This is a genomic window from Streptomyces sp. WZ.A104, assembly GCF_002382885.1.
Classification (GTDB): Bacteria; Actinomycetota; Actinomycetes; order Streptomycetales; family Streptomycetaceae; genus Streptomyces.
The window spans coordinates 13,742-36,129 of record NZ_NWVL01000039.1; the positions used below are offsets into that span (position 1 = coordinate 13,742).

Consider the following 22,388-nt stretch of genomic DNA (forward strand, 5'->3'; position numbering starts at 1 on the left):
GGCCGCTGTCCTCGGCCGGGGCTTGTCCGCGTTCCCGAGCGCGTCCCTGTTCGCGGGGCGGAAAGGGTTGAGATGCCGATCGCGTAATGGTTAATCTTGCCCTATGGCACTTACCTTCGAGCTGGATCCCGCGTTCACGCCCGCCCTGCGCGACGGCATCACCGCCCTGTGGGCCGATGTCACCAACGCGGGCGGCGCCGTCGGCTTCGTGGCGCCCGTCACCCCCGAGGAGATCCGGCCCGATCTGCTCAAGCACCTCGCCGCCATCGAGAAGGGCCGCGTCCGGCTGCTGGTCGGCCGGGACGAGGACGGTGCCGTCGTCGCCACCGCCTTCCTCACCCTGAACGACCACCGGCTGCACCAGCACTGGCTGATGCTCTACACCGTGATGGTCCACCCCCGCCTCCAGGGCAAGGGGTACGGTCGCGACCTGATGACGGCCGCCGCCGACGCCGCGCGCTCCATCGACGGCATCGAAGCCATCCGCCTCACCTGCCGGGGCGGCACCGGGAACGACAGCTTCTACGCAGCCTGCGGCTACAAGGAGGTCGGCCGGGTTCCGGACGCGATCCGGCTCGCCCCCGGCGACGACCGCGACGACATCATCATGCTGCTCCCGCTCGGCCCGGCAGCCCCCTGAACCGAGAGAATCCGGGCCGTGCTTCACTGGACGGGCAGGACTGTGCCGAGAGAGTTGATGGGAAGAGAGGGCCAGCCGTGTCCGCTGCCAAGTCGAGCGCGATGATCCGGTACACCGCGTTGCGCCTGATGATCTTCGTAGGCTGCTTCCTCGTCGCCGGTGTCGCCGTCCACTTCGGGCTGATCCCCTCCGGGCTCGGCGGCTCCAACATGGTCTGGGTGATCCTGCTCGGGCTCATCCTCTCCGCGCCCCTGAGCTATGTGCTGCTGCGCAAGCAGCGCGACGAGCTGTCCGAGCAGATCGTCTCCACGGTCGACCGGACCAAGGCGCGCCTCGACGCCAACCGCACCCGCGAGGACGCCGTTCAGTAAGGTTCCTCACACGCGCGCGCCGCGCGTGCCGCCTTTCCGCAGGGCCCCGTGCCGGAGCAGACCGCTCCCGCACGGGGCCCTCGGCGTTTTCCGGACACTGTGCGGCGGGAAAGCGCCGCCTCGGAGCCAAAGAGAAGCTTTGAGGTTCTCAAAGTTCAAGTGTTAACGTATTCGGCATGAAGACAGCTGTGCGCCTCCGTCATGCCGCGAGCATCCCGCTCGTGGCGCGCCTGCATGTCGATCTCTGCCGCTGTATGTCCGCGGTCTGTTGCCGCGAAGTCTGATCCGGCATCATGCAGCGGCGCCGCCCCTGACGCGGGCGCCGCGACCCCGTCCCCGTTCCACCGCACGACCGTACGGGTGTCCCCGTACGTCCCGATGCGTCCTTAACTGGAGTGTGTCCGTGTCCGCGAACTCCGCGTCCGCCGCCCCCGAGGCCGAGCAGCCCACCGGCTCCGGCCCCGGTTTCCGTATACCCAAGGTCCCGTTCTGGGCCCAGATCGTCGCCGGTCTGGTCCTCGGTGTGCTGCTCGGCTGGCTGGCTCGCAGCCAGGACCTCGGCTGGCTCGTCACCACCCTCGACGAGATCGGTTCGCTCTTCGTCCAGCTGCTGAAGCTGGCGGTCGCTCCGCTCGTGTTCTTCGCGATCCTGGTGTCGATCACCAACCTCCGCAAGGTCAACAACGCCGCCCGGTTGGCGACCCGCACCCTGCTCTGGTTCATGATCACGTCGCTGATCGCGGTCGCCATCGGCCTCACGATCGGCCTGGTCACCAACCCGGGCTCCGGCACCGGCCTCACGCCGAAGGACGGCGCGCTCTCCGAGACCAAGGGCAGCTGGATCGACTTCCTGACGGGCATCGTCCCGGACAACGTGATCACGCCGTTCACCGAGCTGAACGTGCTCCAGATCGTGTTCATGGCCGCCGTCGCCGGTATCGCCGCCCTCAAGCTCGGCGAGAAGGCCAAGCCGATCCTCACCCTCAGCCAGTCGATCCTGGAGCTCCTCCAGAAGGCCCTGTGGTGGGTCATCCGCCTCGCCCCGATCGGCACCGTCGGCCTCATCGGCTACGCCATCGCCGACTACGGCTGGGACCTCATCGGCAAGTACGCGACGTTCACCGCCGACGTCTACATCGGCTGCGCCCTGGTGCTGTTCGGCGTCTACCCGCTGCTTCTGGCCACGGTCGCCAAGGTCAACCCGCTCCAGTTCTTCAAGGGCGCCTGGCCCGCGATCCAGCTCGCCTTCGTCTCCCGCTCCTCGGTCGGCACCATGCCGGTCACCCAGCGCGTCACCGAGCGCCTCGGCGTTCCGAAGGAGTACACCTCCTTCGCCGTCCCGTTCGGGGCGACCACGAAGATGGACGGCTGCGCCGCGATCTACCCGGCGCTGGCGGCGATCTTCATCGCGCAGATCTTCGACGTGCAGCTGGGCATCGGCGACTACGTGCTCATCGCCTTCGTCTCGGTGATCGGTTCGGCGGCCACCGCCGGTCTCACCGGCGCGACGGTCATGCTGACCCTCACCCTGTCCACGCTGGGCCTCCCGCTGGAGGGCGTCGGCCTGCTGATGGCCATCGACCCGATCCTGGACATGATCCGCACCGCCACCAACGTGGCCGGCCAGGCGGTCGTCCCGGTCATCGTCGCGGCCCGCGAGAAGATCCTCGACCACGACAAGTACAACTCGGCCTCGGGCTCCCCGATCGACTCCTTCGGCCAGGAGGACGACGTGCGGGACGCGGAGCAGATCGACCGGAAGGTCGCGGTCCCGGCGACCGCGTGACCCGGCACCCCTGTGGGGCAGCGCCCCCGGTCCACGTATGCACGCAGATACGCGGACCGGGGGCGTTGTCGTGTTCCGTACGGTCAGGGCTGCTGGAAGAGGACTTCGGGGTTGGCCGGGGCCGGGCCGTTCAGCAGCGGGGCCGCCCGCCCGCGCAGGGTGCGGTCGAAGAAGGCGGCCACATAGCTCCGGGTGATCGTGGTCGAGCGGGCGGCGGAGAGCGGGGCCTCCGGGTCCTCCAGGCCGAGCTGCTCACCGATCTCCGGGGTGTCCGTGAACGTGAAGTGCCCCGCGTCGCGCACCGTCAGCCACCGCTTCCAGCCGGCCAGCCGGTCCCAGCCCTCGTCCCAGGACGTGTCGTCGCCGGGCCCGTGCCCGGGGTGGGCCCCCAGCATCAGGAACGGCCGCCCGCCGAGCCCCGTGGCGGGCACCGGGTCGAAGAAGGTGCCGTCCATGTTGACCCCCGCGTCCACACGGCGGTCGGCGGCCATGGTGGACGCGGCCGCGTTGCCCCCGATGGAGTGGCCCGCCATTCCGACGCGGTGCCGGTCGATCGTCCGGGCGTACCGCCAGGACGCGTGCGGGCCGGTCAGCCGGTCCAGCAGGAACGAGAAGTCGGCGGCCCGACCGCCGGAGACGGCGGCCAGCACCTTCCGCCGGCCGGCGTCGTCGGGCTGCGCGCTCACCCGGTCGCACGCGGCACAGGTGAGGACCCGCCCGTCGGGCAGCCGCGTACCGGTCGACTCGTACGGATGGTCCGCCGTCGCCACGACGTAACCACGGCTCGCCAGATCCTCGGCGAGCCCGGTCAGGGTGGCCCGGGGCGTCCCGAACCCGGGGGAGAGCAGGACCAGCGGGAACCGCCCCGGGGCGGGCCGGGCGGCGGTACGGGCATGGGTGCGGGTGGCGCTGACGAGGGCGGGCGGCACGACGTCCTCCAGCCCGCGCTGCGCGAGCATGAGCCGTGCCTCCTCCTCCGCCATGTACGGGGCCGGGGCGCCGCCGCTGCCGGGCCGGGCCGGGTAGTGCAGCGACACCAGCAGCTGCCGCGCCCCCGCCGAGGGCACCCAGGGGTCGGGCCGCGTGTGGTCGGTGAGGAACAGGGTGTCGCGGCCGGTGGCGTACGGGCCCGTGGGGCGGGGGAGCGCGAGGGCGGAGGGGGTGCGGTCGCCGGGGGCAGGGGCTGAGGCGGAGGCCGCAGGAGAGGCTGCCGCCGTGGCCGGTCCGGTCGCGGAGGCGGGTGCGGCCGCGCCCAGCAGCGCGGCCAGTGCCGTCAGCACGGCCGCTGTGGCCACCGCGGCCGGTCGTCGGTTGCGGAGGAAGATCGTCATGTCCGCAACGCTAGGTGGGCGTCCGGGGCGTGCGCATCGGACGCCGGGTGGACCGGTGTCGGACCACGGGAGGACCCAGCAGGCTTCCCCCTCGCCCCCGGCCGACGCCAACCGGCCATCCGATCCGCACCCGATCGCTCCGTACGGCGTCGGGCCCGGCAGCGCCGTACTCTTGCCGGGGAGCAGGACCGGGGAAGCAGGGCCATGGGGTGGGGAGGAAGTCGGACGTGGGTGCTGTGAAGAGCAAACGGATGCCGCGCGCGGTGCGCGAGCAGCAGATGATGGACGCCGCGGTGCAGACCTTCGGGCAGCGCGGCTACCGGGCTGCCTCGATGGACGAGATCGCGGAGCTGGCGGGCGTCTCCAAGCCGTTGGTCTACCTGTACCTGAACTCGAAGGAAGAGCTGTTCTCCGCGTGCATCAGGCGCGAGGCGAAGTCGCTGGTGGAGGCGGTACGGGCGGGCGTGGAGCCGGGGCTGCCAGCCGACCGCCAACTGTGGTCGGGGCTGCGGGCGTTCTTCACCCACACCGCCGAGAACCCGGACGGCTGGGCGGTGCTGCACCGCCAGGCGCGGTCGCACGGTGAGCCGTTCGTCAGCGAGGTCGTCGTGATGCGGGACGAGATCGTTGCGTTCGTGACGGGCCTGATCGGTGCCGCCGCCCGTGAGGCGCACAGTGACCCCGCCCTCGCGGACCGGGATGTGGCGGGGCTGGCGCAGGCCCTGGTGGGGGCCGCGGAGTCGCTGGCGGGCTGGGCCAACGACACCCCGGGCGTCTCGGCGAAGGAGGCGGCGGCGACGCTGATGAACTTCGCCTGGGCAGGCCTGGAGAACCTGATGCACGCCCGCCCCTGGCAGCCCCCGACGGCCTAAGGGCTGTCCCGGCTCAGCGTCCCCGCCAGGTGGACGCGCCCACCGTCCGCACCCCGCAGCGCGAAGGCGGCGCCGGAGGGGGCGGCCGCGTACGTCACGGTGGCGGGCAGCAGGACGGGCGCCCTGAACTCGGCCCGTACGGAACGGATTCCGGCCGGGTTCTCGGCCTCGGCCAGGCAGCGGGCCACCGTCCACATGCCGTGCGCGATGGCCCGGGGGAAGCCGAACAGACGGGCGGTCAGCGGGTACAGGTGGATCGGGTTGCGGTCGCCGGAGACCGCTCCGTAGCGCCGCCCGAGATCACCGGGCAGCCGCCATTCGGCGACGGCGGGCAGATCGCCCGCGGCCGGGGCGGAGCGCTCCGAAGCCGTGGTGTCCGTCGTCCCGTGCCGCGACAGATACCCGCTGCGGGACTCCCACGCCAGCTCTGCGCCCACCCGCGCCTCGGTCACCATCGTGACCTCGGTGCCTCGCCGGTGAGGTGTCAACCCATCTGCGTACACGGCCAGTTCGAGCGACTCGGTGGGCTGCACGGCCCGGTGCGGCGCGATCTCGATCCAGGTGTGGACGAGCCCGACGACGGGCAGCGGGAAGGACCTGCCTGTCATCAGCCGCATGGCGAGCGGGAAGGCCAGCACATGCGGGTACGTGAGCGGCACAGGGCCGGACTCGGCGAAGCCGCACATCCTGCTGTAGGCGGCGAGGGGGCCGGGGGCGAGGGGCGCGGCCGGGCGGGTGAGGCGGTCGGCGGGCAGGGTGGCGCCCGGCTGCCCGGCGCGTTTGAACGGCGAGGTGACGGCCCCGCGCACCAGTGAGGCGTTGAGCGAGGTCATCGGTCTCACGCCCCCAGCAGGCTCTGGCCGCAGACGCGCAGCACTTGGCCGTTGACCGCGCCGGAGCCGGGCTGGGCGAACCAGGCGACGGCTTCGGCGACGTCGACCGGAAGGCCGCCCTGGGAGAGGGAGTTCATCCGGCGGCCCGCCTCGCGGATGAGCAACGGGACGGCGGCGGTCATCCTCGTCTCGATGAAGCCGGGGGCCACCGCGTTGACCGTGACGCCGTGCTCGGCGGCGGCGCGCGGCCCGAGCGAGCGGACGAGACCGATGATCCCGGCCTTGGCGGCCGCGTAGTTGGTCTGGCCGTAGTTGCCCGCGATGCCCGCGATGGAGGCGGTGGCGACGATGCGGCCGCCCCGGTTCAGGGCGCCCGAGGTCAGGAGCTCGTCGGTGGTGCGCAGGACGCTGCCGAGGTTGACCTCGATGACCTGGGCCCACCGGTCGGCCGGCATGTTGGCGAGGCGGCGGTCGCGGGTGATGCCCGCGTTGTGGACGAGGACGTCGAGCCCGTTTGGTGCGGCGGCGGTGATACGGGCGGCGGCGTCGGGCGCGGTGATGTCCAGCGGCAGCGCGGTGGCCCCGAGGCGGTCGGCGGTGCGTACGAGGTCGTCCTGGGCCTGGGGGACGTCCAGCACGACGACGTGCGCCCCGTCGCGGGCCAGCACGGAGGCGACGGACGCGCCGATGCCCCGGGCGGCCCCGGTGACCAGGGCGGTCCGGCCGGTGAGGGGAGCGGCCGGGTCGGGGGTGGGGCCGGGGGTGGCGGCGGTCAGCTCGATCACCTGGCCGCTCACGTACGCGGACCGGGGGGAGAGGAGGAAGCGGAGGGTGGACTCGGCGGCGGACACGAGGGCTTCGGGGGTCCCGTCGGCCGCCAGCCGCAGGAGCTGCGCGGTGGTGCCGCGTCCGGCCTCCTTGCCCAGAGACCGGACGAAACCCTCCAACGCCTGCTGGGCAGCGGCCTGATGGTGGTCCTCGGAGGACGGCCGGCTGCCGAGGACGACGATCCGGCCACCGGGAGCCTGCGACCGTACGACGGGGTGGAGGGCGGCGTGCACCTGGGCCAGGTCCGCGACGGCGCCGACCCCGGTGGCGTCCAGGACGATCCCGCCGGGCCGGGCCGCCTGCGGGTCGACGGTCAGCCCGGTCGCGGCCAGCGCCTTCGCCAGTTCGTCCGTGATCGACGAGGACCCGGCGGTCAGATGCAGCAGCGGCCCGTCCAGCCGGGGCGTCTCCAGGCTCCAGCGGCGCAGCGGTGCGGGCTGCGGCAGGCCGAGCCGACGGGTGAGGAAGCGGCCGGGTGCTGTGCCGGTGAGGTGCAGATAGCGATCGGCCATTGTCCTGACTCCCAGTGGGTCGTAGATTTACTCCTGAGTAAGGTTACTGAAGAGTCAGGAGCTGGTCGAGATGAACTTCCCTGGACTGTCCGGGACGAGGCCGACCGGGGCGAGCTGGTCACGGTGATGACGCCTCTCCCGCAGCCGCGCCGCGTGGCGGTGATCGGCGGCAGCCGCACCCCGTTCGCGCGCTCGGACGGCCCGTACGCGACCGCCTCCAACCAGGACCTGCTGACGGCCGCGCTCGACGGCCTGGTGGAGCGGTACGGGCTGGCCGGGGCCCGGATCGGGGCGTTCGTGGCGGGCGCGGTCCTCAAGCACAGCCGGGACTTCAACCTGGCGCGGGAGACCGTCCTCGGCTCCGCGCTCGACCCCCGCACCCCCGCGTACGACATCCAGCAGGCCTGCGGCACGGGCCTCCAGGCGGTGATCGCCGCCGCCAATACGATCGCGCTCGGGGCCGCCGACTCGGCGATCGCGGGCGGCTCCGACACGACCAGCGACGCACCCCTGGGCGTCAACGACGAACTGCGCCGCATCCTGCTGGCCGCGCGCCGCGCGAAGTCGACCGGCGCCCGCCTCAAGGCCCTGGCCGCCGTACGCCCGCGCCACCTCCTCCCCGACATCCCGCGCAACGCCGAACCGCGCACCGGACTGTCGATGGGCGAGCACGCGGCGCTCACCGCGCGCCGCTGGGCGGTGAGCCGGGAGGACCAGGACCTGCTGGCCGCCACGAGCCACCAGCGCCTGGCGGCGGCGTACGAGCGGGGCTTCCTGGACGACCTGGTGGTCCCGTACCGGGGCCTGGAACGCGACCAGAACCTGCGCCCGGGATCAACGGTCGAGAAACTGGCAAGCCTGAAGCCGGTGTTCGGGGTGTCCGTCCCCAACCCCACCATGACGGCGGGCAATTCGACCCCCCTGACAGACGGGGCGGCGACCGTCCTGCTGGCCACCGAGGACTGGGCCCGGGAACGGGGCCTGGAGCCGCTGGCGTACCTCTCCCTGTACGAGACGGCGGCGGTGGACTACGTGGACGGCGAGGACGGGCTCCTCATGGCCCCGGCGTACGCGGTGCCGCGCCTGCTGGAGCGGGCCGGGCTGACGATGGAGGACTTCGACCTGGTCGAGGTCCACGAGGCGTTCGCCTCCCAGGTGCTGGCCACCCTCGCCGCCTGGGAGAAGCAGGGCCTGACCCCGGTGGACCGCACCCGCCTGAACGCGGCCGGTTCCTCCCTGGCCACCGGTCACCCCTTCGCCGCGACGGGCGCCAGGATCGTGGCGACGCTGGCGAAACTCCTGGCGGAACGGGACGGCCCGGGACGGGGCCTGATCTCGATCTGCGCGGCGGGCGGGCAGGGGGTGACGGCGATCCTGGAACGCCCGTGATCCGCGTCCTTCTTCCGCCTCTTCCGCCTCTTCCGCTTCTACTGCCGGACGGACGACCCGGCGAACCGACCCGCCCGACCCCCCGAACCGAGGAGCCGCACGTGTCAACGCCACCTTCATCCGCCGCAACCGCCCCTGATGTATCGCCGCCCGTCCTGGTCGAACCGACGAAGAGGCGCGGCCCCGACGGCAGGGTCCAGGAGGTCTCCGTACCGAAGTTCGCACCGGCCGTGGAGCGCGGCTCGCTGGCCGAGATCCCGTTCGACAACGCCCGGGAGGCCCCGTCGGACCCGGTCCTCAGCCGCAAGGACGACGAGGGCGTCTGGCGGGACGTGACGGCGGCCGAGTTCGCGGCCGAGGTGCTGGCGGTCGCGAAGGGCCTGATGGCGGAGGGGCTGCGGGCGGGCGAGCGGGTGGCGATCATGGCCCGGACGGCGTACGAGTGGACGCTCCTCGACTTCGCGTCCTGGGCGGCGGGCCTGGTGACGGTCCCCATCTACCCCACCTCCTCCGCCTTCCAGACCCGCTGGATACTCCAGAACTCGGGCGCGGTGGCGTGCGCGGTGGAGACGACGGAACAGGGCCGCCTGATCAGCCAGGAACGCAAGCAGCTGGGCGATCTGGCGCACCTGTGGCAGTTCGACACGGGGGCGATCGGCCACCTGAAGTCCCGGGGCAAGGACATCCCGGACGAGGCGGTCACGGCCCGCAGGACGGCCCTGGCACCGGAGACCCCGGCCACCCTCATCTACACCTCGGGCACGACGGGCCGCCCGAAGGGCTGTGTCATCACGCACGGCAACTTCTTCGCCGAGGTCGACAACGCGATCGAACTCCTGCACCCGGTCTTCAAGTCGGTATCGAAGGACCCCGCCTCCACGCTCCTCTTCCTCCCCCTCTCGCACGTGTTCGGCCGGATGGTGGCGATCGGCTGCATGAGGGCGAGGGTCCGCCTCGGCCACGCCCCCTCGATCCGGACGGAAGACCTCCTGGCGGACCTCGCGGGCTTCCGCCCGACGTTCCTCCTCGCCATCCCGTACGTACTGGAGAAGGTCTACAACACGGGGAGAGCGACGGCGGAGAAGATGGGCCGGGCGTCGTCGTTCGACCGTGCGGCCCGCATCGCCCGGCGCTACGGCGAGGCGGTCGAGGCCGCCGAACACGGCACGGGCCCGGGGCCGGGCTTCGGCCTGCGCGCCGCCCGCGCCCTGTATGACCCGCTGGTCTACCGCCGCATCCGGGCGGCACTTGGCGGCAAGGTCCGGTACGTGATCTGCGGCGGCTCCCCGCTGGGCCGGCGGCTGGCCGCGTTCTACGAGGGCGCGGGCATCGGCGTCTTCGAGGGGTACGGCCTCACGGAGACCACCGCCGCCCACACGGTCACCCCACCCCTCAAGCCCCGCCTGGGTACGGTGGGCTGGCCGCTGCCCGGCACCTCGGTACGCATCGCGGACGACGGCGAGGTGCTCCTGAAGGGCGGCCAGGTGTTCCGGGGCTACTGGGACGCGGAACGGTCGGAGGTGACCCCAGCGCTCCTGGACGACGCCTGGTTCCCCACGGGCGACCTGGGCGCCCTGGACGAGGACGGCTACCTCACGATCACGGGCCGCAAGAAGGACATCATCATCACGTCGGGCGGCAAGAACGTCACCCCGGCACCCCTGGAGGACTGGCTGCGCGCCCACCCCCTGGTGGGCCAGTGCATGGTGGTCGGCGACAACCGCTCGTTCATCACCGCCCTGATCACCCTGGAGCCGGACGGCCTCCACCACTGGCGCCAGATGACGAAGAAGCAGGACGTCCCGATGCGCGACCTGATCCACGACGAGGACCTGCGCACGTCGCTGCAACGCGCGGTGGACGAGGCCAACCGCCTGGTCTCGCGGGCGGAGTCGATCCGCAAGTTCGCGGTCCTGCCCGTGGACTTCACGGAGGAGAGCGGCCACTTGACGCCGTCGCTGAAGCTGAAACGGGACGCCATCGCGCGGGACTTCTCGGGGGAGATCGAGGAGTTGTACCGGAGGTGAGGGGGGAGGGGGCTGCCCTGGTGGCGAGTGCCCCCGTCACTGGTCCTCGGGCAGCAACCGGAACGCCTTGTGCCCGGTGAGGGGCCGGACCATACGGAAGTGGCGGTCCGACGTGAAGACGGCCTCGGTCCGGTACGCGGCGGCCAGGGCAACGTTCATCGCGTCTGTCAGCCCGATGCGCTTGCCGCCGTCCGCGTCCACGTAGCCCTCCGCGACGGCGATCGCCGCACTCAGGTGTGCGCCGACGGAGGGCACCTCGAAGCGGCGGGTGACCACGTTGCGTTCAATGAACCGCGCTGCTGCCAGAGCCTTGCCGGACCCTGCCCTGGTGGTGATCAGGTCCTCGTCGGTGAGGTGGGGGCAGGCCGAGGTCGGGGAGGTCCATGGTGCCCATCGGGTCGGTGGGGTAGGGGGATGCCGTCCTCGGTGATGGGTACGACGCGTGCGACGGCGGTGCCGTTCTTGGTGACGGTGATGGTCTCGCCGCGTGCTGCCGCGGCGAGGGTCTGTGAGGATCTCCGGTTGAACTCGCGGGCCGTGGTCTCCATGTAGTGCATGGTGCTACATGGAGGGTCGGGTGCCGGCGGTCCGCGTCTCCGCGTACGGCCTTCCCCGCTGGGGCGACGACGAGGCCCGCGACGACATCGGCGTGGTGATTCCGGACTGCTGACCGAACTACGGCAGCGAGCGGGTGAGCCAGAAGACGTCGCCGTTCTCTTCTGTGGAGACGCGATCCCGCTCGAACCCGAGCTTCTCCAGGACGCGGAGCGACGGGGTGTTCCAGGTGCCGACGGTCGACCACAGCCGCTTCCGGCCGGTCGCGATGGCCGCATCGAGCACCGCTGCGGCCGCCTCGGTGGCGTAGCCGCGCCCGTGCGCGTGCCGGAACAGCTCGTAGGCGATTTCCGGCTCCTCCAGGGTGGAGCGGCCGATGATCAGCCCGCAGTAGCCGATGAAGTCGCCTTCGTCGCGGCGTTGGACGGGCAGCAGGGCGATCCCGGTGGAAACGGTCGCGGCGAGCAGCTTCGCGATGTCCGTCCGGGTCTCCTCGACCGTGGGTGTTCCCTTGCCGCGTTCGGAGAGGAGGGCGGCGAACTCGGCCGCGTCGGAATCGGCCCACGGCCGCAGTAGCAGCCGCTCGGTTTCCAGGTGGAACGGCATCGTGCTGTACGTGGGTACGGGCATGGGTCCCACCCTGTCACCGGCTCACGCCAAGGGGTGGCGCGGGGCGCGGCGGGAGCGCCGGTGCCGGGGGTGTCTGGCAATCCCGCGTGGATCAGCGGGAGGCGAGCCGCTCCATCAGGGCGGCGCTGCGGGCCAGCACCTCCCGCTCCTCGCCGGTGAGCTCGTCCTCGATGGCCTGGGCGAGCCAGCCGGCCCGGCGCCCGCGTTCCGCTTCGAGCGCGGTCCGTCCGGCGGGGGAGAGGTCGACCAGGGTCTTGCGGCCGTCCGTGGGGTGCGCCCGGCGGACCACCAGGCCCTGGTCCACGAGCAGCCCGACCGCACGGGCCATGGACTGGGGCCGTACGCGCTGGTCCGCCGCGAGGTCGCTGGTGGTCATGGCCCCGTCGCGGTCGAGGGTGCCGAGCACGGAGACCTGGCCGTGCGGGATCCGGTCCTCGTGCTTCACGCGCCGCGTGAGCTTGCCCATCGCGATGCGCAGTTCCGCGGCGACGGCGGCGGGTTCCGGGTTGGGCATAGGGCACTTTAACCGGTGATGCCCGACGGGGCCGCCCGCCGTCTGTGCACAGCAAAACTGAACAGCGGAACTGAACAGCATTGCTGTAGAGTCGTTGATGTCGCGGTACGCGCCAGCGTTGTCGCAGCAGGGTCGCGGCGCGCCTCAACGTGAAGGGCCTCCCATGGTTTCCCGGGCAGTCGAGTCCACCGCCATTCAGTCCCCCACCGCCGTTCAGTCAGTGACGGCCACTCAGTCCGTGACCGCCATCCGGTCCGTCACCGCCCGCCGAGTCCTCGACAGCCGGGGCAATCCCACGGTCGAGGCCGACGTCCTCCTCGCCGACGGGTCCCTGGGCCGGGCCGCCGTCCCCTCCGGTGCCTCGACCGGCGCACGCGAGGCCGTGGAACTGCGCGACGAGGACCCCGCCCGCTGGCATGGCAAGGGCGTCGACCGCGCGGTGGCCCACGTCAACGGTGAGATCGCGGCAGCGGTCGTGGGGCGCGACGCCGACGATCAGGCGGGCCTGGATGCCGCGCTCGTCGCGCTCGACGGCACCGCGGACAAGTCCCGCCTGGGCGCCAACGCGCTCCTCGGCGTCTCCCTCGCCACCGCCAAGGCCGCCGCGGCCGCCCACCGCCAGCCCCTCTACCGCTACCTCGGCGGTGTCGACGCCCGCCTGCTCCCGCTGCCGATGATGAACATCGTCAACGGCGGCGCCCACGCCGACAACCCGCTGGACTTCCAGGAGTTCATGATCGCCCCGGTGGGCGCGGAGAGCTTCGCGGAAGCCGTCCGCATGGGTTCCGAGGTCTTCCACACCCTCCGCCGCGACCTGCTGTCCGCCGGGCACTCCACGGGCGTCGGCGACGAGGGCGGCTTCGCGCCCGCGCTGCGTACGGCCGAGGAAGCGCTCGACTTCGTCATGGCGGCCATCGACCGCACCGGATACCGGCCCGGCACGGACATCGGCCTGGTGATGGACCCCGCCTCGTCGGAGTTCTTCCGGGACGGTACGTACGTCTACGAGGGTGAGGGCGTGCGCCGCACCCCCTCCGAGCACGCCGCGTACCTGACCAAGCTCATCGACACGTACCCGGTCGTCTCCATCGAGGACCCCATGGCCGAGGACGACCTCGACGGCTGGCGGGAGCTCACCGCCCTCGTCGGTGGCCGCTGCCAGCTCACCGGCGACGACGTCTTCTGCACCGATGAGGCTCTGCTGCGCGAGGGCATCCGCACCGGCGTCGGTAACTCCGTCCTGGTCAAGGTCAACCAGATCGGCACCCTGACCGAAGCCCTCGACACGGTCGCCACCGCGCACCGGGCGGGCTGGACCGCCGTCATGTCGCACCGCTCAGGGGAGACGGAGGACACGACCATCGCGGACCTGGCGGTCGCGACAGGCTGCGGCCAGATCAAGACCGGATCGCTGTCCCGCTCCGACCGTACGGCCAAGTACAACCAACTTATTAGGATCGAGGAGGAGTTGGGCGCGTCGGCACGCTATGCGGGCGGAGCGGTGCTGCGCCGCTCCCGCTCCTGACGGCGCTCGGTGCCCTAGGGGCCGTAAAGCCCTAGCGGCCCCTGGTGCGGTGGCGGCACGTTCCGGTGAATACGCGGCCGAGCTGGTCGTCCAGGGCGGCGAGGACGGCTGATTCCGGGGTGCCGTCGGGGTCGATGTGCGTGTGCAGGGCGAGCCCTTCGGTGAACGCGACGATCCGCAGGGCCTGTTCGGCGGCATCGACGCCCTCGGCGACCTCGCCGCACGCCGTGCCGTAGCCGATGGCCCGGGCGACGCGTGAGCGGACTCCCGCGAGGGTCTCCGCCCGGCCCTGGAGGCCGACCCGGTACGCCTCGCGGATTTCCCGCAGGGCGCGGGCGGCCGCCGTAGCCCGGAGAGGCGGTTCGCGAGCTCCAGCAGGTCGCGTGCGGCGGACCGGGGCGGTCGGCGCGGGTCCTCGCCTGCCGTGCGACGCTGGTGAACGTTCCGTCGACACGGGGACCTTGGGGCAGCCGCCTACCTCGTGCTGCTGACTGCCGACGGCAGCAGCGGCCCGGTTGCCGCCGACCTGCGCCGGCGCCAGTACGCGTACGTCAGGATGCCGAGCATCGGGCCCCATGGGACCAGAGGGGCGTAGGACGCGTAGAAGTAGACGGTCTCCCAGCCGCCGGCCTTGCTCGGGAAGTCGGCCGGCAGCGGATCGCCGTTGGTCTTGGACTGGGTGACCGTGGTGACGGTCGCGGTGATCGTGAAGACCAGGGTCAGGATCGTCGCTCCGATCGTGGCCGGGACGACCGCGGCGGCTGTCGGTACCCGCCGCCCGCGCAGCCCCGGCACCCAGCCTGGGAACACCACGCCCCAGCGGGCGATCAGCCCGACGGCTGTGAAGGCGAGGACCTCGGATACGAGGGTGAGGAAGACGACGTAGCCGTTCATCGCCCAGTCCTCGATCGCCCCACCACGCTTGTCCTCGGCGAACAGCACACCGCGGCCCGGTCAACCTGGTGGGCATCCCGATCGGGCACGGGGGATTCAGGACGCTTCGGGCCCCTGGAGGATCTGGAGGTAGTTGCCCACCGGGTCCACGATCGTCGAGAAGAACCAGCCCCCGCCGACCTCCTCGACCGGGCGCACCCAGGTCACCCCGAGGGTGTTGAGGTGCTTCTCGGCCGCCCGGATGTCCCGCACGGTGAGGTTGACCAGCTGCCGGCCCGGTTCGGCGGCCTTCTCCGCGACGTCGTCCCGCTGGTCGAAGCCGATGACCGCCCCGGGGCCGACCAGCAGCATGTGCTCCACCCAGCGGGCGCCCAGCGGCTCCAGAGCGGCGCGGTACCAGGCGATCAGGGCGTTGGTGTCCGTGGTTCCGATGATGACCCCGAGACCGGTGATTCCGTCCTGACGGGTGGCGTCGGTGCTGGTCCGGGTGACGTTCTCTGCCGTCATGGTGGGCTCCTTCGGTCGTGTGAAGCGTCCTGCCAGGTCATGACCCTCCTCCGGCCGGAAAGTCATCGGTGTCCGCCAGGAACTCCCGCGTGAATCCCTCCGCGCCCAGTGCCGCCCGCACCGCCGCCCCCACCCGGTCCACATCCCCCCGCTCGGCCTCGGGCAGCGGGGCCCCCGCTGCCGCGCGGGCCCTGTGTGCCGCACCCAGCAGGCGGGCCGCCCGGACTGGGTCGCCCGCCAGGGCGTGGGCCCCCGCCAGTCCCTCCTGAGCCAGGGCGACCGCCCGGGGGTCGCCGCTCTCCCGGGCGACGGCGAACCCCTGGTGGTGCAGGGACAGGGCTGCCTCCGCGTCGCCCCGCTGCTCGGCGAGGAAACCGAGCTCGGCCAGGAGCAGGGCCGGGCCGGGGTCGAAGGAGACCGCGCGGTGCCAGGCCAGAGTCTTGTGGAGCAGCTTCTCGGCGAGATCGGCGTCGCCCGTGCGCCGGGCCCCGAGCGCGAGCCCGATCTCGGCGTGCACCTCGCCTGCCGCGTAACCGTGCTCGGCGGACAGCGCGACCGCCCGCCCGTGCAGCGCGGCGGCCTCCGCGAAGTCCCCGGTCAGCAGGGCGACCCGGCCGAGCCCGGTGAGGCGGTCGGCGGCGTCCGGCCACAGGTCCAGGTGCTGGGCCCTCGCCAGTCCGCTGCGGTGCAGCTCCTCGGCCCGGTCGTAGTCACCGGTGATCGAGGCCAGGGCGGCGAGGACGTACCCGCTCTGCAACTGGCCCCACCCGTCACCCAGTTCACGGAACGTCGCGTGGGACTCCGCCGCGTCCCGCCGCGCTCCTGCCAGGTCGCCCCGGAACAGCGCCGCCGTGGAGCGTGTGACCAGCCCCGCCGCCGCGCCCCAGGCGTCGCCCGCCGCCCTGGCACCCGTCAGGGCCCGGTTCACCAACGCCTCGCTCCGGGGCAGGTCCTCGCCCGTCGAGAGCGCCGCGTGCGCCAGAAACCAGGTCGCGCGGGCCAGTTGGGGGGAAGCTGAGGGCCAGGCTCCCAGAGTGGGGCTGCTGCCTGGGCGGGGGGTGCCGCCCAGGCCGGGGGTGCCCTCGGGTCCAGGGACGCCGTTCAGGCCAGGAGTGCCGCGCTCCCCCGCCAGCACCGCGAAGCCCTCCTGCCAGAGAGCCGCTCGGGCTCCCGGATCAGCCCCCGCGTCGCCCGGCGCGACCGGGCCGCCCAGCGCCGCTCCGAGCGCCCTCCGCGCCTCGCTCCAGCGGCCCCGCAGGAACCAGTACCAGGTTGCCGCGAGCGCCAGCCGCAGCGCGCCCTCGGTGTCCCCGCGCCCCACCGAACGTGCGAGTGCCGCGCGGAGGTTGGCGCTCTCCTGGTCAAGCCGTTCCAGCCACGCCCGCTGTCCGGGGCCGTGCAGCTCCTGCGCGGCCCGCTCCAACAGGGCGGTGCAGTAAGCGTGATGGAGCTTCTCGTGGCCGGTCACCTCGCCCGCCTCCGCCAGGCGCTCCCGCGCATAGGCGGCCACCGACTCCGGCAGCCGGTAGCGGGGGTCGCCGGAGGGCCCGTCCGTCACCGTCAGCAGCGAGCGGTCCACCAGACGGATCAGCGGTTCCATGGCGTCGAGGTCCGCACCGCACACCGCTTCGGCCGCCTCCAGCGTGCAGCCGTCGGCGAAGACGGCCAGCCTGCGCAGGACCGTACGCTCCTGCTCGTCCAGCAGCTCCCAGCTCCAGTCGATCACCGCCCGCAGCGTGCGGTGGCGGCCCGGGACGTCCCGGCGGCCGCCCGCCAGCAGCCGGAACCGGTCGTCCAGCCGCGTGGCCAGCCCCCGTACGCCCAGGGCGCGCACCCGGGTGGCGGCCAGTTCCAGGGCCAGCGGCAGCCGGTCGAGGCGGCGGCAGATCTCCGCGACCGCCGACGCGTTCTCCCCGGCGGCCGTGAACCCGGGCGCGGAGGCCGCCGCGCGCCGGGCGAACAGCGACTCCGCGTCGGTCTGCGACAGCGGCGGCACCACCCACACCGACTCGGCTGCCAGCCCCAGCGGCTCCCTGCTGGTCGCGAGGATGCGCAGCCCCGGGGCCGCCGCCAGTATGCGGCGTACGGTGCCGGCGGCGGCGTCCACCACGTGCTCGCAGTTGTCCAGCAGGAGCAGCGAACGGCGGGAACGCAGCGCGTCCTCCAGGCTCGCCCCCGCGTCCTCCCGCAGGCCGAGCGCTGCGGCGATCTGCTCCTCCACCTCTCCGGCCGCCGCCAGCGGAACCATCCGTACGCCGTCGGGTGAGGCCCCGGCCATGCGGCGGCCCACCTCCTCGGCCAGCCGGGTCTTGCCGACCCCGCCCGGGCCGGTCAGCGTCACCAGCCTTTCGCGTCCCAGGAGTTCGGTCAGTGCGGTCACCGCATCCGCGCGGCCGATCAGTTCGGTGAGCGGCTCGGGCAGGGGCGCCGGGTGGCGCGGAGCGGGCTGCGGCTGCTGAGCCGGCGCCAGCGAGACATCGTGCCGGAGCACCGACCGGTGCAGGGCAACCAGTTCGGGCCCAGGGTCCACCCCCAGCTCCTCGGTCAGCAGGTCGCGCAACTCGGTGTAAGCGGCCAGCGCCTCGGACTGCCGACCCGCCCCGTACAGCGCCCGGATGTGCGCGGCGCGCAGGCGCTCCCGCAGCGGGTGGGCGGCGGTCAGCTCACCCAGCTCATCCGCAACAACGCCGTGTTCGCCCAGGGACATGCGCGCCTCGGCCAGCGCCTCCACGGCGGTGAGACGTTGCTCCTCCAGCCGGTCCGCCGCCACGCGCACCGCCTCCCCGTCTCCCGCGTCCGCGAAGGCGTCCCCTTGCCACAGCGCCAGCGCCTCCGTCAGCAGCTCCGCCTTCGCCCGGGGCTCCCCGGTGGCATACGCCCGCGCTGTCCGCTCGGTGAACCCCAGGGCGTCCACCTCGGCCGCCCCCGCCCGGAGCAGATAGCCCGGCGGCCGGGACTCCACCAGGGCCTCGGCGCCCGGCTCGGCCTCGGCCAGCGCCCTGCGCAGCCGGGACACCTTCGTCTGGAGCGCCCCGGCCGGGTTGCGGGGCAACAGGTCTCCCCACAGGGCGTCCACCAGCCGGTCAGCCGGCACCGCCCGACCGGCGTCGAGGAGGAGAACCGACAGCAGGGCCCGCACCTTCGCCTCGGGGACGGCCACCGGGGCCCCGGTCGACGTGGTCACGGTGAGCGGGCCCAGTACGGAGAAACGCATGGCTGAAAGGTAGCCCGAGCCGGGAGGCCCTCTCCCGGCCGCGGACGGGCCGACAGCCGATCGACAGCGGACCGACAGCGCCGGTCGGCACGGTGAGGTCATCCAGCAGGCGCCGGACGTCAGGCAGCGGACATCGGACGCCAGGGACCTGACGCCCGGCACCAGACCAACGCGAGAGCGGAGAAGCAGATGACTCAGCAGCGGACAGCACCGGAAGCGACGGCACCGCAGGGGGCGGCAGTGGGACGCGAGCCCGGTGAGGACGCCGGCACCGCCACCGTCTCCGTCATCGGCCTCGGGCAGCTGGGCACCCGCCTCGCCCAGGCCTTTCTCGCCGCCGGGCACCCGACGACCGTGTGGAACCGCACCCCCGCGAAGGCCGACGCGCTCGTCGCCCAGGGCGCGGCCCGCGCCAATGGTCTGGAGGCCGCGGTGGCCGCGAGTCCGCTGGTCGTCGTGTGCCTGCCGGACTACGCGACCGTACGCGGCCTGGTCGAGCCGGTGGCCGGGGCGCTGCGCGGCCGGGTGCTGGTGAACCTCACCTCCGGCACGCCCCAGGACGCGACGAAGACCGCACACTGGGCGGCCGGACACGGCATCGGCTACCTCGACGGGGCGGCCATGAGCGGCACCCGGCTCGTCGGACGCCCGGACGCGCTGTTCGTCTTCGGTGGTCCGGCCGGGGTCTTCGCGGCGCACCGGGAGGTGCTGGCCGCCCTCGGCAACTCCGTCCACGTGGGCGACGATCCCGCGCAGGCCCCGGTCTACGACACGGCTCTCTTCGGCGCGGCCTGGGGCGCCCTGGCCGGGTTCTACCACTCAATCGCCCTCGCCGGGGCCGCAGGCGCCGACCTCCGTACGTACGCGGAGGTCGTGACCGGCCACATGGGCTTCGTGACCTCGTTGATGGCCGACCACGCCCGCCAGATCGAGGAGGGCCGCTACCCGTCGGACGACGGCACGGTGGAGGTGCACCGGGCCGCCATGGACCACCTCGTCCACACCAGCCGCGCGGGCGGGGTCGGCACCGAGGTGCCGGAACTGTTCGGGGCCCTGCTGGCGGGGGCGGAGGGTGCCGGGCACGGCGGAAGCGGCATCGCGAGCGTCGTCGAAGCGATGCGGGCCGGTGCGGACACGGCGACGACTACCCCGGCCGCGGCCGCGGCCCCGGCCCCGAACGCGAAGGGCCGGCGCCATGTCTGACGGCACTGAGCGGCGCACCGCTGCCCCGCACGTCACCGTCGTCGGGCTCGGCCGGATGGGCGTGGCCATCGCTGCCGCCCTCCTCGACGCCGGGTATGCCGTGACTGTGTGGAACCGCTCCCCGGGAAAGGACGACGCGCTCGTGGAGCGGGGCGCGGTCCGGTCCACCAGCCTGGCCCGGGCGGTGGCGGCCGGGCCGCTGGTCCTCGCCGCGCTCGTCGACAGCGCGTCCGTACGGGAGGCGTTCGGGCCGGTCGGCGAGGCGCTCCGCGGCCGGACCCTCGTCAACCTGGCCAACAGCAGCCCGGACCAGGCCCGGGAGCTGGCCGACTGGGCCGCCGGGCACGGCATCGACTACCTCGACGGCGCCATGATGGCACTCCCCGAGACCGTCGGCACCGACGATGCGTTCTTCCTCTACAGCGGCTGCGAGCGCGCGTTCACCACGTATGGCGGGGAGTTGGAGGTGATGGCGTCGGCCCACTACTTCGGGGCCGACCCCGGAGCCGCCGAGGTCCACGATCTCGCCGTCCTCTCCACCGGATACGCGGCGCTCACCGGATTCCTGCACGCCCTCGCGCTGCTGGAGCCGTCGGGCACGGACCCTGAGGCGTTCGCCCCGCTCGCCGCCCGCTGGCTGCGCGGCATGGCCGCGTTCCTGCCGGAGCTGGCCCGGGAGGCGGGGACGCGTTCGTACGGGGACGGTGTCTCCACCGTCGACCTGAACCGGGCCGCCGTCCACAGCCTTCTGCGCCTGGGCGCCGACCACGGCGTGGCCGGTGACGTCCACGAGCCGCTGCGGGCGCTGCTGGACCGGCGGGCCGCCGAGGGGCACGGCGGCGACAGCTTCTCCAGCGTGCTGGAGCTGATGCGGCCCGCACCTCTTGTCTGATGGTCTGTCAGGTATGACGATGGCGGCCGTCGCCCAGGGCGTGACCGCCCCGGGCCGGAGGGGAAGGAGGCTGCCGTGCCGATACCGCTGCCGTCGTCCGACGGGCCGCTGTCGTACGGAATGCAGCTGCCGGTCCAGTCGCAGAGTGCCATCTACGCGGAACCCTGGGAGGCGGCGGCGACCCCCGCCGACCTCGCCCGGATCGCCGGCGCCGCCGATCGCGGCGGCTTCGCCTACATCGCGAGCTGCGACCATGTCGCCATCCCGCGACGGCTCGCCGAGGGGATGGGCACCGTCTGGTACGACCCGGTCGCCACGCTCTCGTTCCTCGCCGGGGTCACCAGGCGCGTACTGCTGATGAGCCATGTCGCCGTCGTCGGACTGCGCCACCCGCTGGTCACCGCCAAGCAGTACGCCACCCTCGACCACCTCAGTGGCGGGCGGCTGATCCTCGGGGTCGGGGCCGGGCACGTGCGGGAGGAGTTCGAGGTGGTCGGGGCGGACTTCGACGGGCGCGGCGGTGTCCTCGACGAGACGATCGACGCGCTGCGGGCCGCGCTCGGGCCCGAGGAGTACCCGGAGTTCTCGGGCGAGCGGTTCTCGTTCGGCGGGCTCGGGCAGCTGCCCCGGCCCGCGCAGGAGCGGGTGCCCCTCTGGGTGGGCGGCTCCTCGCCCGCCGCCGTGCGCCGCGCCGCCGTACGGGGGGACGGGTGGCTCCCGCAGGGTGACCCCCGCGACCGGCTGCCCGCGCAGATCGCCCGGGTGCACGCCCTGCGGGGGGAGGCGGGCGTCGACGCCCCGATCGTCATCGGTGCGATCACCGAACCGCTGTACGTCGGTGAGCCCGGGTGGCCGGTGGGGCGGCGGACGCTCGCCGGGAGGCCGGAGGAGCTGGCCGCGTCGCTTCGGGAGTACGCGGCGATCGGCGTGCATCAGATCCAGGTGCGCTTCCGCAGTCGGAGCGTGGACGAACTGACCGATCAGATGGCGGCGTTCGATGCGGACGTGGCCCCGCATCTCAACACGTAGGGGAGAGCGTCATGGGCAAGCTGGACGGGAGGGTCGTCCTCGTCACCGGGGCGGCGCGCGGACAGGGCGAGCAGGAGGCGCGGCTCTTCGCGGCCGAGGGTGCGCGGGTCGTCGTCGCCGATGTGCTGGTCGAGCAAGGGGAGGCGCTGGCGAAGGAGTTGGGGGAGGAGTTCGGTGGGGGTGCGGCCCGGTTCGTACGGCTGGACGTCGGGCGCGAGGAGGACTGGGTCGCCGCCGTCGCCGTGGCCAAGGACGCCTTCGGGAAGATCGACGGGCTCGTCAACAACGCGGGCATCCTGCGCTTCAACGAGCTGGTCAACACCCCCCTGGCGGAGTTCGAGCAGGTGGTGCGGGTCAACCTCACGGGCGCGTTCCTCGGGATGCGGGCCGTCGCTCCGGAGATCGAGGCCGCGGGCGGCGGGACGATCGTCAACACCTCCTCGTACACCGGTCTGACCGGGATGCCCCTGGTCGGCGCGTACGCCGCGACCAAGCACGCGGTGCTGGGGCTCACCAGGGTCGCCGCCATGGAACTGGCGGGAAAGGGGGTCCGGGTCAACGCCGTCTGCCCGGGTGCCGTCGACACCGCCATGAGCAACCCGGCCCTGCTGGACCCGGGCGCCGACCTGACGACGTCGAGCGCCGCCCTGGACGCGTATTACCGCAAGCTCGTCCCGATGGGCCGGATCGGGCGGCCCGAGGAGGTCGCCGCGCTGGTGCTGTTCCTGACTTCCGAGGACTCCTCGTACATCACCGGACAGCCGTTCGTCGTCGACGGCGGGTGGCTGGCCGGCGTCAGTCCCTTCTGAAGCCCCTTGCCTGACGCGGCGTCAGGT

General features: G+C 72.9%; 21 protein-coding genes and 1 pseudogene. 11 read left to right on the forward strand and 11 right to left on the reverse strand.

All coding sequences use genetic code 11. The annotated features are described in order from the left end of the window. Positions 1 to 103 precede the first annotated feature (103 nt). The 3 genes from CIB93_RS21110 (at position 104) to CIB93_RS21120 (ending at position 2,797) form a co-directional block, all read left to right on the forward strand. A complete protein-coding gene (locus CIB93_RS21110) occupies positions 104 to 640 on the forward strand; it encodes a GNAT family N-acetyltransferase (RefSeq protein ID WP_096628907.1) in 537 nt (178 codons plus the stop codon). A 77-nt stretch (positions 641 to 717) separates the two neighbouring features. Then, positions 718 to 1,011 carry a DUF4229 domain-containing protein gene (locus CIB93_RS21115; protein WP_096628908.1) on the forward strand — a complete coding sequence of 98 codons (294 nt, stop codon included), beginning with the start codon at positions 718 to 720 and terminating at the stop codon, positions 1,009 to 1,011. Positions 1,012 to 1,414: 403 nt separating this feature from the next. Continuing rightward, positions 1,415 to 2,797, forward strand: coding sequence for a dicarboxylate/amino acid:cation symporter (locus CIB93_RS21120; protein WP_096628910.1), 1,383 nt, complete (start codon positions 1,415 to 1,417; stop codon positions 2,795 to 2,797). A gap of 83 nt (positions 2,798 to 2,880) precedes the next feature. Here CIB93_RS21120 and CIB93_RS21125 read toward each other — a convergent pair whose 3' ends face one another. Beyond that, positions 2,881 to 4,128 carry an alpha/beta hydrolase gene (locus CIB93_RS21125; protein WP_096628911.1) on the reverse strand — a complete coding sequence of 416 codons (1,248 nt, stop codon included), beginning with the start codon at positions 4,126 to 4,128 and terminating at the stop codon, positions 2,881 to 2,883. 251 nt (positions 4,129 to 4,379) lie between these two features. Here CIB93_RS21125 and CIB93_RS21130 point away from each other — a divergent pair, with 251 nt between their 5' ends. Beyond that, positions 4,380 to 5,000: a TetR/AcrR family transcriptional regulator gene (locus CIB93_RS21130; protein WP_179500190.1), complete on the forward strand. Its 621-nt coding sequence runs from the start codon at positions 4,380 to 4,382 to the stop codon at positions 4,998 to 5,000. On the opposite strand, the gene CIB93_RS21135 is transcribed toward CIB93_RS21130, so the two are convergent. Further along, positions 4,997 to 5,833 carry a MaoC/PaaZ C-terminal domain-containing protein gene (locus CIB93_RS21135; RefSeq protein ID WP_096628914.1) on the reverse strand — a complete coding sequence of 279 codons (837 nt, stop codon included), beginning with the start codon at positions 5,831 to 5,833 and terminating at the stop codon, positions 4,997 to 4,999. The two genes, CIB93_RS21130 and CIB93_RS21135, sit on opposite strands and share 4 nt — an antisense overlap. A 5-nt stretch (positions 5,834 to 5,838) precedes the next feature. Next, positions 5,839 to 7,173, reverse strand: coding sequence for a 3-oxoacyl-ACP reductase (locus CIB93_RS21140; protein WP_096628916.1), 1,335 nt, complete (start codon positions 7,171 to 7,173; stop codon positions 5,839 to 5,841). Between the two features lie 126 nt (positions 7,174 to 7,299). Here CIB93_RS21140 and CIB93_RS21145 point away from each other — a divergent pair, with 126 nt between their 5' ends. Together CIB93_RS21145 and CIB93_RS21150 are read left to right on the forward strand one after the other, a co-directional pair. Then, positions 7,300 to 8,562, forward strand: a complete 1,263-nt coding sequence (locus CIB93_RS21145; RefSeq protein ID WP_096628917.1) for an acetyl-CoA C-acetyltransferase — start codon at positions 7,300 to 7,302, stop codon at positions 8,560 to 8,562. A gap of 101 nt (positions 8,563 to 8,663) precedes the next feature. Then, complete coding sequence (locus CIB93_RS21150; protein ID WP_096628919.1) at positions 8,664 to 10,589, forward strand: long-chain fatty acid--CoA ligase; 1,926 nt, start codon at positions 8,664 to 8,666, stop codon at positions 10,587 to 10,589. A 36-nt stretch (positions 10,590 to 10,625) separates the two neighbouring features. Here CIB93_RS21150 and CIB93_RS38020 read toward each other — a convergent pair whose 3' ends face one another. The 4 genes and pseudogenes from CIB93_RS38020 to CIB93_RS21165 all read right to left on the reverse strand — a co-directional run bounded on the left by CIB93_RS38020 (position 10,626) and on the right by CIB93_RS21165 (position 12,288). Beyond that, positions 10,626 to 10,928: a VapC toxin family PIN domain ribonuclease gene (locus CIB93_RS38020; RefSeq protein ID WP_257002292.1), complete on the reverse strand. Its 303-nt coding sequence runs from the start codon at positions 10,926 to 10,928 to the stop codon at positions 10,626 to 10,628. Between the two features lie 140 nt (positions 10,929 to 11,068). Continuing rightward, positions 11,069 to 11,146, reverse strand: a pseudogene (locus CIB93_RS39635) (type II toxin-antitoxin system prevent-host-death family antitoxin); the annotation flags it as partial. A gap of 118 nt (positions 11,147 to 11,264) precedes the next feature. Next, complete coding sequence (locus CIB93_RS21160) at positions 11,265 to 11,774, reverse strand: GNAT family N-acetyltransferase (protein WP_096628920.1); 510 nt, start codon at positions 11,772 to 11,774, stop codon at positions 11,265 to 11,267. Between the two features lie 91 nt (positions 11,775 to 11,865). Next, the gene (locus CIB93_RS21165; RefSeq protein ID WP_096628921.1) at positions 11,866 to 12,288 is read right to left on the reverse strand and encodes a MarR family winged helix-turn-helix transcriptional regulator; all 423 of its coding nucleotides are present in this window, start codon (positions 12,286 to 12,288) and stop codon (positions 11,866 to 11,868) included. Between the two features lie 238 nt (positions 12,289 to 12,526). On the opposite strand from CIB93_RS21165, the gene eno reads away from it, so the two are divergent. Then, complete coding sequence (eno, locus tag CIB93_RS21170) at positions 12,527 to 13,813, forward strand: phosphopyruvate hydratase (protein ID WP_257002289.1); 1,287 nt, start codon at positions 12,527 to 12,529, stop codon at positions 13,811 to 13,813. 31 nt (positions 13,814 to 13,844) lie between these two features. Here eno and CIB93_RS21175 read toward each other — a convergent pair whose 3' ends face one another. The 4 genes from CIB93_RS21175 to CIB93_RS39455 are packed head-to-tail and all read right to left on the reverse strand — an operon-like array spanning position 13,845 to position 18,428. Further along, positions 13,845 to 14,267, reverse strand: coding sequence for a TetR family transcriptional regulator C-terminal domain-containing protein (locus CIB93_RS21175; RefSeq protein ID WP_257002290.1), 423 nt, complete (start codon positions 14,265 to 14,267; stop codon positions 13,845 to 13,847). A gap of 20 nt (positions 14,268 to 14,287) precedes the next feature. After that, on the reverse strand, positions 14,288 to 14,755 hold the full coding sequence (locus CIB93_RS21180) for a hypothetical protein (protein WP_096628924.1): 468 nt from the start codon (positions 14,753 to 14,755) through the stop codon (positions 14,288 to 14,290). 48 nt (positions 14,756 to 14,803) lie between these two features. Next, a complete protein-coding gene (locus CIB93_RS21185; RefSeq protein WP_096628925.1) occupies positions 14,804 to 15,214 on the reverse strand; it encodes a VOC family protein in 411 nt (136 codons plus the stop codon). A gap of 37 nt (positions 15,215 to 15,251) precedes the next feature. Next, entirely contained in the window at positions 15,252 to 18,428 is a 3,177-nt protein-coding gene (locus tag CIB93_RS39455; RefSeq protein WP_096628926.1) for a BTAD domain-containing putative transcriptional regulator, read from the reverse strand. Between the two features lie 189 nt (positions 18,429 to 18,617). Between CIB93_RS39455 and CIB93_RS21195 the strand changes: the two genes are divergently transcribed. From CIB93_RS21195 to CIB93_RS21210, 4 genes are all read left to right on the forward strand, one after another. Then, positions 18,618 to 19,631: an NAD(P)-dependent oxidoreductase gene (locus CIB93_RS21195; RefSeq protein ID WP_096628927.1), complete on the forward strand. Its 1,014-nt coding sequence runs from the start codon at positions 18,618 to 18,620 to the stop codon at positions 19,629 to 19,631. Beyond that, positions 19,624 to 20,523: an NAD(P)-dependent oxidoreductase gene (locus CIB93_RS21200; protein ID WP_096628929.1), complete on the forward strand. Its 900-nt coding sequence runs from the start codon at positions 19,624 to 19,626 to the stop codon at positions 20,521 to 20,523. The genes CIB93_RS21195 and CIB93_RS21200 overlap by 8 nt, the downstream gene beginning before the upstream one ends. Positions 20,524 to 20,643: 120 nt before the next feature. Continuing rightward, on the forward strand, positions 20,644 to 21,552 hold the full coding sequence (locus CIB93_RS21205; RefSeq protein ID WP_179500191.1) for a TIGR03619 family F420-dependent LLM class oxidoreductase: 909 nt from the start codon (positions 20,644 to 20,646) through the stop codon (positions 21,550 to 21,552). Between the two features lie 11 nt (positions 21,553 to 21,563). Further along, positions 21,564 to 22,361, forward strand: coding sequence for an SDR family NAD(P)-dependent oxidoreductase (locus tag CIB93_RS21210; protein ID WP_096628930.1), 798 nt, complete (start codon positions 21,564 to 21,566; stop codon positions 22,359 to 22,361). Positions 22,362 to 22,388: the final 27 nt, after the last annotated feature.